Source organism: Bacillus sp. 522_BSPC (genome assembly GCF_001076885.1).
In the GTDB taxonomy this organism is placed as follows: Bacteria; Bacillota; Bacilli; order Bacillales; family Cytobacillaceae; genus Niallia; species Niallia hominis.
The window spans coordinates 21,932-35,857 of sequence record NZ_JVDT01000248.1; the positions used below are offsets into that span (position 1 = coordinate 21,932).

General features: G+C 35.4%; 14 protein-coding genes. 6 read left to right on the plus strand and 8 right to left on the minus strand.

The genetic code is table 11. The features are described 5' to 3' along the window. Positions 1 to 157 precede the first annotated feature (157 nt). Positions 158 to 1,837 (minus strand): hypothetical protein, encoded by a 1,680-nt coding sequence (locus ADJ83_RS20470; RefSeq protein ID WP_031538071.1) that lies wholly within the window; start codon positions 1,835 to 1,837, stop codon positions 158 to 160. Positions 1,838 to 2,093: 256 nt separating this feature from the next. Here ADJ83_RS20470 and ADJ83_RS20475 point away from each other — a divergent pair, with 256 nt between their 5' ends. The 6 genes from ADJ83_RS20475 (at position 2,094) to rlmD (ending at position 8,049) form a co-directional block, all read left to right on the plus strand. Continuing rightward, positions 2,094 to 2,582, plus strand: a complete 489-nt coding sequence (locus ADJ83_RS20475) for a sigma-70 family RNA polymerase sigma factor (protein ID WP_342585617.1) — start codon at positions 2,094 to 2,096, stop codon at positions 2,580 to 2,582. Next, the gene (locus tag ADJ83_RS20480; protein ID WP_031538068.1) at positions 2,579 to 3,049 is read left to right on the plus strand and encodes a hypothetical protein; all 471 of its coding nucleotides are present in this window, start codon (positions 2,579 to 2,581) and stop codon (positions 3,047 to 3,049) included. Before ADJ83_RS20475 ends, ADJ83_RS20480 begins: the two co-directional genes overlap by 4 nt. Beyond that, positions 3,046 to 4,131: a hypothetical protein gene (locus ADJ83_RS20485; protein WP_031538067.1), complete on the plus strand. Its 1,086-nt coding sequence runs from the start codon at positions 3,046 to 3,048 to the stop codon at positions 4,129 to 4,131. The genes ADJ83_RS20480 and ADJ83_RS20485 overlap by 4 nt, the downstream gene beginning before the upstream one ends. Positions 4,132 to 4,220: 89 nt before the next feature. Next, positions 4,221 to 5,138, plus strand: coding sequence for a hypothetical protein (locus tag ADJ83_RS20490; RefSeq protein ID WP_048718934.1), 918 nt, complete (start codon positions 4,221 to 4,223; stop codon positions 5,136 to 5,138). Positions 5,139 to 5,563: 425 nt separating this feature from the next. Then, positions 5,564 to 6,523, plus strand: coding sequence for a diacylglycerol kinase (locus tag ADJ83_RS20495; RefSeq protein ID WP_048718937.1), 960 nt, complete (start codon positions 5,564 to 5,566; stop codon positions 6,521 to 6,523). Positions 6,524 to 6,663: 140 nt separating this feature from the next. Continuing rightward, the gene (gene rlmD, locus ADJ83_RS20500) at positions 6,664 to 8,049 is read left to right on the plus strand and encodes a 23S rRNA (uracil(1939)-C(5))-methyltransferase RlmD (protein WP_048718940.1); all 1,386 of its coding nucleotides are present in this window, start codon (positions 6,664 to 6,666) and stop codon (positions 8,047 to 8,049) included. A 15-nt stretch (positions 8,050 to 8,064) separates the two neighbouring features. On the opposite strand, the gene ADJ83_RS20505 is transcribed toward rlmD, so the two are convergent. The 7 genes from ADJ83_RS20505 to ADJ83_RS20525 form a co-directional block, all read right to left on the minus strand. After that, positions 8,065 to 9,546 (minus strand): recombinase family protein, encoded by a 1,482-nt coding sequence (locus tag ADJ83_RS20505; protein ID WP_048718944.1) that lies wholly within the window; start codon positions 9,544 to 9,546, stop codon positions 8,065 to 8,067. Then, the gene (locus ADJ83_RS25930; RefSeq protein ID WP_192840963.1) at positions 9,543 to 9,713 is read right to left on the minus strand and encodes a hypothetical protein; all 171 of its coding nucleotides are present in this window, start codon (positions 9,711 to 9,713) and stop codon (positions 9,543 to 9,545) included. The genes ADJ83_RS20505 and ADJ83_RS25930 overlap by 4 nt, the downstream gene beginning before the upstream one ends. Then, positions 9,713 to 9,880, minus strand: a complete 168-nt coding sequence (locus ADJ83_RS25760) for a hypothetical protein (protein WP_160314267.1) — start codon at positions 9,878 to 9,880, stop codon at positions 9,713 to 9,715. The genes ADJ83_RS25930 and ADJ83_RS25760 overlap by 1 nt, the downstream gene beginning before the upstream one ends. 114 nt (positions 9,881 to 9,994) lie before the next feature. Further along, positions 9,995 to 10,438 (minus strand): recombinase family protein, encoded by a 444-nt coding sequence (locus ADJ83_RS20510; protein WP_048718948.1) that lies wholly within the window; start codon positions 10,436 to 10,438, stop codon positions 9,995 to 9,997. A 364-nt stretch (positions 10,439 to 10,802) separates the two neighbouring features. After that, entirely contained in the window at positions 10,803 to 12,314 is a 1,512-nt protein-coding gene (locus ADJ83_RS20515) for a recombinase family protein (RefSeq protein WP_048718951.1), read from the minus strand. Continuing rightward, positions 12,311 to 13,693, minus strand: a complete 1,383-nt coding sequence (locus ADJ83_RS20520) for a recombinase family protein (protein ID WP_048718955.1) — start codon at positions 13,691 to 13,693, stop codon at positions 12,311 to 12,313. Before ADJ83_RS20520 ends, ADJ83_RS20515 begins: the two co-directional genes overlap by 4 nt. Next, positions 13,686 to 13,868 carry a hypothetical protein gene (locus ADJ83_RS20525; protein WP_048718958.1) on the minus strand — a complete coding sequence of 61 codons (183 nt, stop codon included), beginning with the start codon at positions 13,866 to 13,868 and terminating at the stop codon, positions 13,686 to 13,688. The genes ADJ83_RS20520 and ADJ83_RS20525 overlap by 8 nt, the downstream gene beginning before the upstream one ends. Positions 13,869 to 13,926 lie beyond the last annotated feature (58 nt).

Genomic DNA, 13,926 nt, shown 5'->3' on the forward strand with positions numbered 1-13,926 from the left:
TTTGACATAATCTTAAGTTTACTAGAATTAAACAATATTTTTTTTCTTCTTTTATTCTATGCAGCAAAAGGGAGAAGATTGTTTCCTTCTCCCTATATTATAAATAAAAGATGCTGTTTTTTATTTAATTTTTAAAAGTCTATTTTATAAATAAATGTTATGGATTTAAATCTTGTTCTTTTACTACCAATTTTTCAACCGTAACAATCACTTCTTCTGTATCCACATAATCTATAGTTAACTGCATCCCTTTTTCTAGGAAAATACTATAAGGAAAATCATTTGATGAAACTTGGAAAATGGTTTTATTTCCATCTAACATGAATTTTACAATCGTGCTATTTTCTACTTCAGATTTATATACATAGCTGACCGTTCCCGTTACTGTCTTTTGTTCGGCAATATTATTAGGGACAGTTTTATCATTTTTTAAAAGGGTGACAAGAGCATATTTATAATCATTAAAAAGCTTTGTTTTTTCAGTATGATAACTATACACCTTTTCATCCTTTGCATTAATCAACATAATTTCTCTTAATACATGATTGCTGTCCATAAGCGGGACAACCCATGTGAATTGCCCATAAATTGTATAAAGCAGCGGAGTGCCAGCTTCGTATTTTTGGGCGCGGAAGGTTTTTTCCGCTACATTGATAGCAGATTTACCATTTAAAGAGCCGTTTGCTTCGGTGTAAAAAGTAAGAGCACCAGTGCGAGCATTAATCATAGAATAACCAACCATACTACCACTGTCTGATTTCGGACGAGTGAAGTCAGTAAACCAATGCAATTGTAAGTCTTCATTAAATACACCATTTACTTCGTCTACATTTTCCCAAGCAGTTGGCAATTTCATGTCTTCTTTTGCAAAAAGAGTGTTCCAGAAACCATGAATATATTTTCCATACCACTCATTCCAGTCCTCAGCAACACTTGTAGGAATGACATGGTCAATGAAATCAGGAATATTGTTCATAGCATAGTCCTCTATTTTTCCAGTAGCTGGATCAATGATATAAATCCCTTTAATATCAATAATTTCTCGGAATTTATTATATTGACCATACGGAATAACATAATAAGGTTTATCGTTATCATCGGGTTCAAAGCTTGCCTCAAGCAGAATCATATCTTTATGCTTATTTCTGACTAGCCTTTTTAAATCCTCGTTAAAGTATGCAGACGGAACATACTTCATGGATGATTGAACTAAGATGGCATCCTCATTTTCATCCTCTGCACTCATTTTAATAAAGCCAGGAACATCACTTCCTTTTACCCATTTGAAAAATCCTGTGTATTCAATCGGCGTTACCCAATAGAGATGATCATCGATTTTTTGTAGAGTGGAATTTCCTAAATCATAATAAGAAGGATGGGCAAGCTCCCCAAGTTTTTTCTCGCTTCGATAACGTGCATAGCTTTCCGGTACAACGACGATATGCTTCTCATTTGTAGATACAGCTTCTTTGTCGATAACAGTTGCTTTTTCTTGTACAAATCGATATTTATCGCCGGTAATAGTTAATGGATAGATAAATTGGACGTAAAGACTAAATAAGACAAAGTATAAAAATAGAATTCCGGTTATTTTATATCCCTTTACTTTTCCAAAAAGTAAATCTAAAAATAAGAAGAAAGCAATATAAATAGCACCATATTTAAATAGAGCCTGTAAGGAATGATCGATTAGCTGAAAATAATCAAGACAAAAAATAATTAAAAGCCCAGCAAGCAATCGTATAACTTGAAAAATGAGAAATCTTTGTTTTTTTAGATGGCTTTTCCATAGGAATGGATTTAGTGTTAAAGCCAGTAACGCAAATAAATAATGCATACACATTCTCCTTTAATAATTTGCTATAGAGTAAATACGAAAGAAGTGGTAAAAAGTTTCAAGTAATAATGGTACTATTACAAAGGAGAGCAATCCAAATAAAAGGAAGAAGCAAGCAAAAATAATAAAAAGAGTGTAGGGGGATGACAATCCGTTTACGTCTATTATTATAGAATGGCTAAGAAAGGGGGGAGAGGCCATTAGTGATCAAGTATTAATTGATAAAGTAAAGGCAGGAAATGATCACGCATTTCGACTGTTAGTAGAAAAGCATCGAGACTATTTGTTTCGTTCCATATACAGTGTTTTGAAGGATCAGAAAGAAGCGGAAGATGCGGCGCAGGAAGTGTTTATTAAAATCTATACCTCTCTCCCCAAATATGAGAATCAAGGTTTTAAAACATGGATTACAAGAATTGCTGTCAATCATGCCATTGATATGAGAAGAAAGAAGCAAAGAAGAAAAGAAGAGATGGCAGAAGAATTGGAATCTCACATAGGAGGCTCACTTGCTGATGATGTAGAATTAGAAGTGATAAAGCGGGAAAGACAAAAGCTTGTCCAACAAAGGCTTAAGGAAGTACCTGCTAATTATAGGGATGTCATTTACGGTTTTTATATTCAAGAAAAAAGCTATCAAGAAATGGCTTCTGAACAAAATGTGCAAGTGAAAACGATTGAAACGAAGCTATATCGCGCAAGGCTTTGGATCAAAACGCATTGGAAGGAGGAAGACTTTTTATGACAACACATTATTCTAAAGACTATTGGATGAAGTATGTAAGGGATGAATTAAAGGAGACAGAAAGAATTCTACTTGAAGATCATTTGTATACATGCGATCAATGCTTAGAATTATATATAGATGCAGTAGACATGAAAGAGGAGAAACTTCCTTCAATTTCAGATGAAGTAGCCTTTATGAATGATATTATGGAGCAAATAACCAATGAAAATATGGATAGGAAAAAAGACGCGAAAAAGAAACGTCCTTTTTATCAATCATCCATATTCCATTATGCCATTGCCGCGAGTCTCACATTGATACTGATGTCGGCAGGATTCTTTCAATCGATTATAAAACATACAGAAACAATCCAAAAAGCGGAAGTATCTTTGAAAGAAGAGCCAAAATCCGGCGGTTTAGTGGATAAGACATTTGCTTGGATGGATTCATTCGATGGTAGTAAAAAGGAGGATTTTAAGAAATGAAAAACCCGATTGTTGCAACAATCTTAGCATTTTTTCCAGGCGGAGGTCTTTTCTACATTGGGAAAAAGCTACGAGGCTTTTTATATGGGCTTGCTGTATTTGGACTAGCATTTATGTCCATCATCATTCAAAGTTCATGGTATTACGGCCAGTGGACATTTATTGTAATTGTTATTGGCTTTATTATCTATTGTATTAGTTTTCTCGATACATTAATAACGACCAGTAGCTATTTAAAAGAGCGGGTGAATTTTTCTAATCATACGGAAGCTGGAGAGGCAGCACCTGTATTAGTAAAAACAACCGAGTCCGAGCGTTTTTATACGATTGTTTTATCGTTTATTCCTGGTTTAGGGCATATTCAATTAGGATTAGTATACCGTGGAATAACTTTATTGACGGCGTTTCTAGGTCTAGGAATTATGATTTTATTTATCACATTTCTAACCTATACGAATGAATTTCTATTATTCTTGGCAATTTTACCGGTTATTTGGATTTACGGATTTTATGATGTTTCCCAGCAGTTTAATAAGAAACTGAAAGGGGAAAAGCTTGAGGACATTACTATTTTTCAAGATTTTGAAAAGAATCAGGAAGAAGGGAAGAAAAGTAAATTTATCGCCACCTTCTTATCTGTATTTCCAGGTGCGGGTCATTTATATTTAGGTCTGCAGCAAAGAGGGATTCAGCTAATGGCAGCTTTCTTGTTCTCTATCTTTATTCTCAATGAACTACGATTAGGTCTCTTCTTATTCGTTATCCCGATTATTTGGTTCTATAGTTTCTTTGATGGATTGCAAAAAGCGTCAAAGATAGGAGAAGAAGAGCTAGAGGATGTACCTGTCATTGCCTATCTAATTAACTACCAGAAATGGTTTGGAATTGGACTACTCGTTATTGGTCTCTATTATTTATTGATTAATATTATCTTACCAATATTTTCGCCTATCATTAGAGAAACAATAAATATTGATATACGTTTCTTTTTTTACCAATATTTTCAGACAGGAATTGTTTGTCTTGTTCTTATATTAGGTGGAATTCATTTATTAAAGGGTACAAAAAAGAAAAAAATGTAAAAATCTCGTGAAAATAAAAAGATAGATTATGCTATTGGCATTTGATTATTCCAATCAAATGGCCAATGGCTACATAAGGAGAGAATAGAATGAGACAATGGCGGGTCGGCACTTTTTCAATGGGCCTATCTTTAGTATTTCTAGGAGTTTTTCTATTACTTACACAGTTTTTTGATTGGCAGATTATCACTGTATTAAAAGTTTGGTGGCCAATTATTTTAGTTATTCTTGGAATGGAAATTTTATTATACTTGTTTTCCTCCAAGCAAGAAAAACCTTATTTAAGCTTTGATCTATTCAGTATTATTATCGTTGGTATCATTGGTACTGCAGGAATATCGATGGTCTTCCTGCAATCTACAGGTATTTTGGATATTGTAGAACAAGGGTTAAAAAGAGAAGAAGTAACAAAAGATTTGCCAGAATTTAATTATGCAATGAAGGATAACATCAAAAGAATTGTTATAGAATCAGAAAGTCAACAAAATCCGATTACAATAGAAGGAACAAATGAAAATGTTCTATCATTATTCGGAACTTTTCGTACCGTAGAATCGAAGGAAATGGAAGTTTCGAAGCCAGAGGATTATCTAAATGTGTCTCAAAAGGGAGATACTCTATTTGTACGTATAAAACAACTGCCTTATCGAATGTCTGAATTTTATACAGACTATTCTTCTATACATACCACGATACTTGTGCCAACAAATAAGAAGTTAGATATTATTGATTTGAATAATGATATTACCTTAAATCCCCGTGAATTAAAAAGCAATTGGACAGTCAACAATGTTTCGCAAATTGATTTAATATTAGATGAAACAGCAAATGTTAAAGTTTCTGTCAATGATACAATCATTAACAATCGAGATCGAGAGGAATGGGAATATACAAGTACAGAGGATGAAAAGGCGGAAAGTGAGACAACTGCGATTTTACAAAAGGGAAAAGGAAGTCCTGCTATCCATGTTTTTAACAGTGGATCATTAGATTTAACAAATCATTAACAAGGTAAAACATCTATCCATGTTTGCTTTTACCATTAAAGAAGATAAAAGGGATAGATTTGCCTCAAAGAATAAAGCATTTCTGAGGAAAATCATCCTTTTATGGAACCTTAGTTAAACTTATCGAACCATGTCCCATTTTGTTGCAGATTTTCCCAATAGTCATAAAATATTGACTCATGCTGTCGGAAAAAAGTTAATCAAACGTTTGATTAATAGAAAAAATCAAGCAATAGTGGAAAGGAAAGTATGGTGAACGAATAGATTGGGTTATAATATGGGAAGAAATGCTAATCTTGGACACTTACTCTAAGTTGTCACATAACATGGTAGTAGCTAGAGTTAAAAATTGCCTAAGCAAGTGCTATCGTATATGATGTTAGTGGCTATGGAAAAAATGAATTTTGATTATAGGATGATGAAAAATGAAAAGGGCAAGGATAATATATAATCCTACTTCAGGTCGAGAAGCTTTTAAAAGACATTTGCCAGAGGTGCTAAAAAGATTAGAAGAGGCAGGATATGAAACTTCCTGTCATGCCACAACTGGTCCGGAAGATGCAACTTATGCAGCAAGAGTCGCGGTAGAAAGACGATATGATCTTGTTATTGCTGCTGGTGGGGATGGAACCATCAATGAAGTGGTAAATGGGATGGCTGAGCAGGAATATCGCCCCAAGCTTGGGATTATTCCAGTAGGAACGACAAATGATTTCGCAAGAGCGCTGCATATTCCAAGAGATATTATGGGAGCGGTGGAAGTCATCGCAAAGGGCGATACAATTCCAATTGATATTGGAAGAATGAATGATAAATATTTCATCAACATAAGTGGTGGTGGACATTTAACGGAAATCTCTTATGAGGTTCCGAGTAAACTGAAGACGATGTTAGGACAACTTGCATACTATTTAAAAGGTGTGGAAATGCTGCCTTTCATTAAAGCAACGCATGTCAAAATCGAATATGATGGGAAGCTATTTGAAGGGGAAGCTATGTTATTTCTAGTTGGCCTTACCAATTCAGTTGGTGGATTTGAAAAGTTAGCTCCTGGAGCTTCGATTAATGATGGTCTTTTCTCCTTGCTAATATTAAAAAAGGCAAACCTTGCAGATTTCATTCGAATCGCTACACTTGCTCTTCGTGGGGAACATATAAATGACCCGAACGTCATTTATACGAATGCGAATCATATTAAAGTTAGCTCTGACGATAAGGTTCAATTAAATCTTGATGGAGAATTTGGCGGCTTATTACCAGCCGAATTTATAAATTTATATCGCCATTTTGAGTTATTTGTGCCAATTGAAGAAATTCGAGAGGAAGACCGACCTGAACTGAAGGATTATAAAGAAGCATCACAAACAGACAATATCGAGGAGTGAGAGGAAGAAGAAATCCCCTCACTTTTTGTTTTTTAGTTCCTTTAATTTTTCCATAGTGAAGAAGCTTGCGCTTTCCTGATAATATGGTACAATTACCACGCTTATTTTTTTCGGAAATATCGATGTAAAGGAAGACGATAATGAGTAAAACATTACCCGTTCAAAAGAACGATATAATAGATATAGTTTTTGAAGATTTAACACACGATGGTTCAGGTGTAGCAAAAGTAGATGGTTATCCACTATTTATCCCCAATGGATTGCCAGGTGAAAAAGCAAAAGTAAAAGTAATTAAGACAAATAAGAATTATGGTTTCGGCCGTTTAATGGAGATAACAGAAAGAAGTCCCTATCGTGTAGAAGCTCCATGCCTTATTTACAAGGAATGTGGGGGCTGTCAACTACAGCATTTAAGCTATGAAGGGCAATTGAAAACGAAGCATAAGCATGTGAAAGATGTTCTTGAGCGGATTGGCAAAATTGATACGACTGTTCATCCAACCCTAGGCATGGAAAATCCTTGGCGTTACCGTAACAAGTCACAGGTTCCAATCGGTGAGCAGGAGGGTGGCCTTATTGGCGGATTCTATCAACAGCGCTCCCACCAAATCATTAATATGGAACAGTGCATGATTCAGCAAGAGGAAAATGATTATGTCGTCAATACAGTAAAAGCTATTTGCTCGAAATATGGAGTTCGCGCCTATGACGAAGCACGCCATAAAGGAGAGTTACGTCATATTATGGCGAGAAGAGGGCTCGTTACGAAGGAAGTAATGGTTGTATTAATCACTCGTACACAGGATATCCCCAATCGCAAAGCAATTGTTGATGAAATTGTGCAAAAAGTGCCAAATATCAAATCAATTATCCACAATGTGAATAACAAAAAAACGAATGTAATAATGGGAGATATAACGCGTACGATTTGGGGAGAAGAAACCATTACCGATTATATTGGCGATGTGAAATTCGCTATTTCTGCCCGCTCTTTTTACCAAGTAAATCCAGAACAAACAAAAGTGCTTTATGAGAAGGCATTGGAGTATGCAAATTTGAATGGGGAAGAGAAAGTAATAGACGCTTACTGTGGAATTGGAACCATTTCATTATTTTTAGCAAAAAAAGCTAGCCAAGTATTCGGTGTTGAAATTGTTCCACAAGCGATTGAAGATGCTAGAAACAATGCACGCCTAAATGATATCCACAATGTGGAATTCGCAGTAGGAGAGGCAGAAGTAGTTATCCCCAACTGGTATAAAGAAGGAAATGAAGCAGACGTTTTAGTAGTAGATCCACCACGAAAAGGCTGTGATGAAGCATTACTACAGACTATTCTTGATATGAAGCCGAAAAAAGTTGTCTATGTGTCCTGTAATCCAGCAACTTTAGCTCGCGATTTGCGGATATTAGAAGACGGGGGCTACAAAACAGAAGAAGTGCAGCCTGTGGATATGTTTCCGCAGACAATGCATGTGGAGGTAGTATCGCAGATGATTTTAAAAAATGAAGCAGGGTCCCGGTAAGGGAGAAACCTGCTTCTATTCAAATGTCGGGGCGGCAAATCGGTAATGAATCACCGGTGTGCCGTCTTCTTTTACATCGATTCGATTAATCAGGCGATGTAAAATTTCCGGTGTTAATTCATCAAAGTTAAGAAATTGAAGAAGTTCTTGTTTAAGCTTGTCGATATTATCAATGATTTGCTCACTTTCGAGCATCGAAATCATTTCATTTTTCTTTTCTGCAAGCTGAGTGAGTTCGTTATTGTTATCTTCTACCATTTCTAAATACTCATCATGATTGATTTTTTCATCGGCGAGCATATTGATGAATTTCTTTTTTCGCGTTTTTAACACTTCAATTTGCTTGTTAAACTTATCCAGCTTTTGTTGGATATCCTTCTTTGATTTTTTCGACTTTGCCTCAAGTTCTTTCAGATATTGTTCTTTATCAATTTCTTGAACAAGTTTTTGGATATCATATAAAATCGTTTCTTTGAGAAAATCCTCTTTAATCGTGTGAGAGCTGCAAGCCTTTTTACCGTGACGAGCGTAATTACCGCAAATGTAACCATGTGGTCTATTGCTTCTATACCACATTCCCTTTCCGCAGTCGGCACAGAATAGGATGTTCGTAAATAAGTGAAGCTTCGGAGCCGTAATGAATTTTTTGCGCTGCTTCATCAGATTTTGTACCGCTTCAAACATATCCCTTGAAATGATGGGTTCATGGGTATTTTCAAAGATATACATTTCATCTTTCTGTTGTTTCTTTCGTTTTTTGCTTGTGACACTTACTGTGGTCGTGCGTCCTTGAACTAAATCCCCAACGTAATGAGGATTTGTAAGAATGAGCTTGATTGTGGAATCATTCCATTTATCACTCGCATTTTTCTTCCCTGCAACATCAGCTGGTGTTTTGACTCCTTCATTGTAAAGTCGTCGTGCGATACTTTCACGACCACTACCTTCAAGATACTCTCTATAAATTCGTCGCACAATGTCAGGTGTCTCATCTTTACGAATATAAAGCTTACCTTCCACAACCTCATAGCCGTATGGAGGATTGGACCCTTTAAACAATCCCTTTTTTGCACGTGTTTTCAATGTTTCTTTTACACGATTGCTTGTATTTTGAGATTCTTGTTCATACATCCAAGCATACAAACCAAACATATTGGTATTGCCTGTTAATGTGTTGATTGCATTATCCAATGTGATAATGTGGATCCCTTGGTTTTCACAAAGATTTTTGATTTTATATGATAGTTCACCATTACGAGCAAGCCGCGATAACTCTTTGGCTAAGATGATATCGAACCTTTTTTTTTGAGCATCTTCAATCATTCGTTGAAGATTTTTTCTCTTTGCGGTCGTTCCGGATTGAACATCTACGTAAAATTCGTAGATGTCCCATCCTTTTTCTTCAATGAATTTGTAAAACAATTCTTTCTGATATTTTAGTGAGGCTTTTTGTTCCTCTTTATCTGTTGATACTCGAATATAAATTGCACATCTCATGAAGCATTCTGCTCCTTATCGTTTGATTGAGATGTAGCAGTGTTCACCTTGTTAGCAGTATTAACAAGTTCCTCGATTTTATTATCAATGATTGCTTTAATTACTTGAGTAAATGCCAGCTTGGGATCTGTGTAGATTCGTTCTGCGGAAAGAGTGTTTTTACTCATTAAGACCGTCCCTTTCTATTTAAGTTAAGGACGTTTGCTTTAACATTATTTTTACGAGAATCATATAGGAATTCAGATAACAATCCTTCTACTTTTTTTAGATATTTGAATGCTTCAGGATTCATTCGGCTGTATAACTCGCCTTTGCTAATATTACTTGTTTGCATTGATTAATGCTCCTTTCATAATAAAAACCGCAGAAAATTACATAGCCCTCTAATGATAGCTATGTAACCGCTGCGGTTTTCGCTTGTTGTTGGGTTACAATATTTTTTTGAAAATTACTTAATTTGTTCTTCTAATATGCGTTTCTTCTTACCATATTTGATTCGTTGGCTCATGATTTGAGTCTCATTTTCAATTATCCAAGCATAAAGACTAATTAAATCTACATTTTGTTGCTGAGTATTAATGGAACCATCTAATGTTATAATATGAATTTCATTCAATTCACACAGCTTCTTCATTTTAGACGATTGTTCAGGATTTCGAAATAATCGTGAGGGGTCTGTCGAAAGAATAACATCAAATTTATTATTTTGGGCATCTTCAATCATCGCCTGTAGATTTTTATGCTTATTGGTACCTGAACCAATATCAATATATGAATTGAATAACTCCCATTTTCGTTCTGTAATATAGCGTTCAAGTCGCTCAGTTTGTGTGTTTAAGTGGTAATCTTGATTGTTTTTGCTTGCTGTTCGAATATAAATTGCACATTTCATTATAATAATTTCTCCTTTAAGTTTTTAAAATTGAGTAAACTAAAATTGTCTAACATATTTAATAGCTATTTATTTCCCTCTAAAATCTTTTAATCAGTAATTGGTTAACCGGAATACATTATATCTTCGTATTTTTATATTTGAAGACTTTTTCATAAAAAATTATGATTTTATTGCAGTTTAAACTTTCGGTTTTTTGACCATAAAGTAAATATATGGTTCGGTTTATTAACCATCGAAGTATTCTTCGATGGTCAGAAAGCCGAAAGGCTACTCCCAAAAAGCATTGATATCAAGGGTTTTTGAGAGTAGAGAACTACAAACGATGGAGTTTGAATTCGTTGCTTAGAAGAATTTCGGTTTCTTAACCAGTCAAATTCTCTCTATTGCCAATTTTTTCGGTTAGCTGACCAGTTGTTACTTCTAACGAAATAAATGGAGAAAGACGATAACTGATCTGGATTTCGTTGTTTTTCTCAAAATCAATCATCACTTCATCGAAATACATTAGGAAGAAGACTCGTAATTCGGTATCTGAAAAGTCGTAAAAACTCTCCTGTATCAGCTCATTCATAAATGCATCGAGAAAGTTGTCTTCAAGTAATCGATTGATTTCATCCAGTGTTGTATTGATATACATAATTTCACCTTGCAAGTGTATTTGTGAAACTGAGAAAGCTTCAGCCAATAGGGTGTTGGTCGTAATATCAGGTGCGAGCATTTTCTCATTATAGAGTGATTTTTCTAAAAGTCCCTTTCGCTTATTTTTAGCCTTTAGGAGTTTCGCAGACCAGCCCTTCAGTTGTTCCTTAGCACTTATTACAAAGGTTGAAAGTTGAGTATTCCACTTGCGTTGCAAATCATTTAAAACGGTTTTGTGAACAGGAATGATAGATACAGTTTTCTTGCATTCTGTACACCGATAAATCATGTATTTACCTTTTTTACCTTTGGGAGAATTGTCTTTTGCTTGAAGCAAAGCATCACATTTCTTACATTTAATTATTCCACGAAGGTAATAAGGCGTACTCATTGTACCGTATTGAGCTTTCAATTCGTTGATTTGATTTACCAAATGAACAAGTGTCGGACTGACAATGGAGTCATGCGAATACCTTAACAAATCAATTTCAGATTCCGGTTTAGATCTGCTGATTTCATAGCTCGTTCTAACATTCCAAGCTAAATTTCCAGAATAGACGCGGTTGGATAAAACATAACCAATGGTGCTACTATTCCAATACTTAATCTTGTTCGTTCTTATCTTGCATTTGTTAAAATAATCAGCTATTACATCTTGCGAGTGTCCTAGACTTGTTAGATAAAAGATGAGTTCTACAATTGGAGCATCTTTACTTGGATATAAGATACCATCAACCATATCGTAGCCAACGGGTACACGAGAGCCGGGTCGTTTTTTTTCTCCAAGTAAACTTGCTTGAGCATCCTTTGCTCGGACGGATTTTATTTCCGATTCCTCTGCAGCAAAAACAAGCTTGGCTTGTACAATAGGGTCATTCGGGTTCCAAACACCATCATATTGAGTGCTGAAAAACCTTACGAATGGATATTGTTGTTTAACAGGGGTGTAGACCTCATTATAAAAATCTGTGATACTACGGGTAATTCTAGATTCTTCGTAGAAGCAGATCGCTTCTGCGCCATTTTCAATATCCTCAAGAATCATCTGGATACCTTGACGTTTACTGGCATTATTGTGATAGGCACTTGTTGCTTTGTCCGCACGCCATTCAACAATTTCTAGATTTTCTCTTTCAGACAACAGTTGGATTTGGTTTTTCTGAATTTCCAATGAATGATTACCATCTTGTTTTTTATCTGAATAACGTAAATAGGCGGTTGCTTTTGTCCTCATGATGCATTCCATTCCTTTGCAAATGTTGAAAGAAATAGATCAATTCCTATATAGGATTCATGAACTACGACATCATGAACAAGCAATTCCGTTAATCGTTGAATGTCTTGTTGCGAAAGGCTTAATTCTTGTTGAGATAAAATCTTGTCAATCCTTCTAATCTCATTACTTAATAGTTGTAAAGCTAATAAATCTTGCCCAATCTTATTGGATTTGTCCTTTAACATTTGAATTCTATCCAAGTATCTAGAAATAACAGATTTGCTGCTTAGGTTAATGGTACTTAGCTCAAGTGAAGATTCAAGATATTCTGATGTTGCGATATCCTTTTCATGTTCTAATCGTTTCTTTGTATTAGCAATATGTTTGGACATAATCTTATTGGCTAACTGGGCAGACATAGACTGTACATGCTCCAGAACCGCGTGCTTAACGGAATCATTTAATTCAACAACTGTAATCATCAGCCTTTTATGGTTGGCACTGCAAACGAAATAACCTTCATCCAGAACGTTTTGCTTGCGATGCTTCATTTTATTTCCGCATTTGCCGCACAATGGTGTTGTCGTGAACAGGTTACTAACCTCATTAAGCTTTTCTTTATAGATAGCTAGAAATTCATCTATCTGAGACTTGGCTGCCAAATATAAATCCAAACTGATTATAGGTTTTACATGATCCATTGGGTGCAACCCATTTTTCGATTCGTAATGAGCAGCGTAAAATGGATTGGTTAAAATTCGTAGTCGTTTCTCAGGTTGATTTAGTCCCTTGTGGTGTGTCATAAAAAAGTTTAAAAATTGCTCTTCGTCTTTCACATTACTAAACTCAGTGAATAGTGAAACAATAGAATCTCGCTTTTCCTCATTTACGACAAAATAAACTTGATTTTCTTCCTTTATACGCTTATATCCAAAGATGCTGGAAGGATATTGCTTGCGGGTATCACTGGTACGTGTTCGAATATTTTCGCCTTCCATCTGTCCGAACATTCCATAAAACGCTTCTAGAGCTAACTTATTTCGGAATGGCGGTTCATTGCTAGCTGTATAAACAACTTCCACATTATATTTAATAAAAACTCTTGTGATATCCACAAACTCATAAAAGTTTCTAGCGAAGCGATCCCGCTTATATCCAATAACCTTTTTAACTTTACCTTCTTGTATTAGTTGGATTAACTCCATCAGTTTTGGTCTATCCTTCATTTTAAACTTTGTTGCTGAAACGTCATGATCGGTTAGTTCGATCACAAAGTCCTCTTTTCCGGTTAAACCCTGTGCTTCAAGGTATCTCCTAGCTGCAGAAAGCTGTAACTCAAGACTTTGGGCAGCTGAACTGACACGGCCATAAATGACCGTTAAATCTTTTTCATTCATGGTAAAATCCTTTCAAATTATTATTTTTACTAATCAATAAAGCCTGAAGTCTATAATCGTCTTTAGCAATATGGTCCAACAACGCCTTCTCAATAAAGCGCCTGAACCAAAGTTCTGAGTCTGACGATAATTCCTCGGAGTAACTGACTTTAACGACATGATACTTCTCGGTCATAGCTTCCCCTCCCATCAAGTATTTGCTTACCATCTTTGACGTGAGGGGAATGATTTAT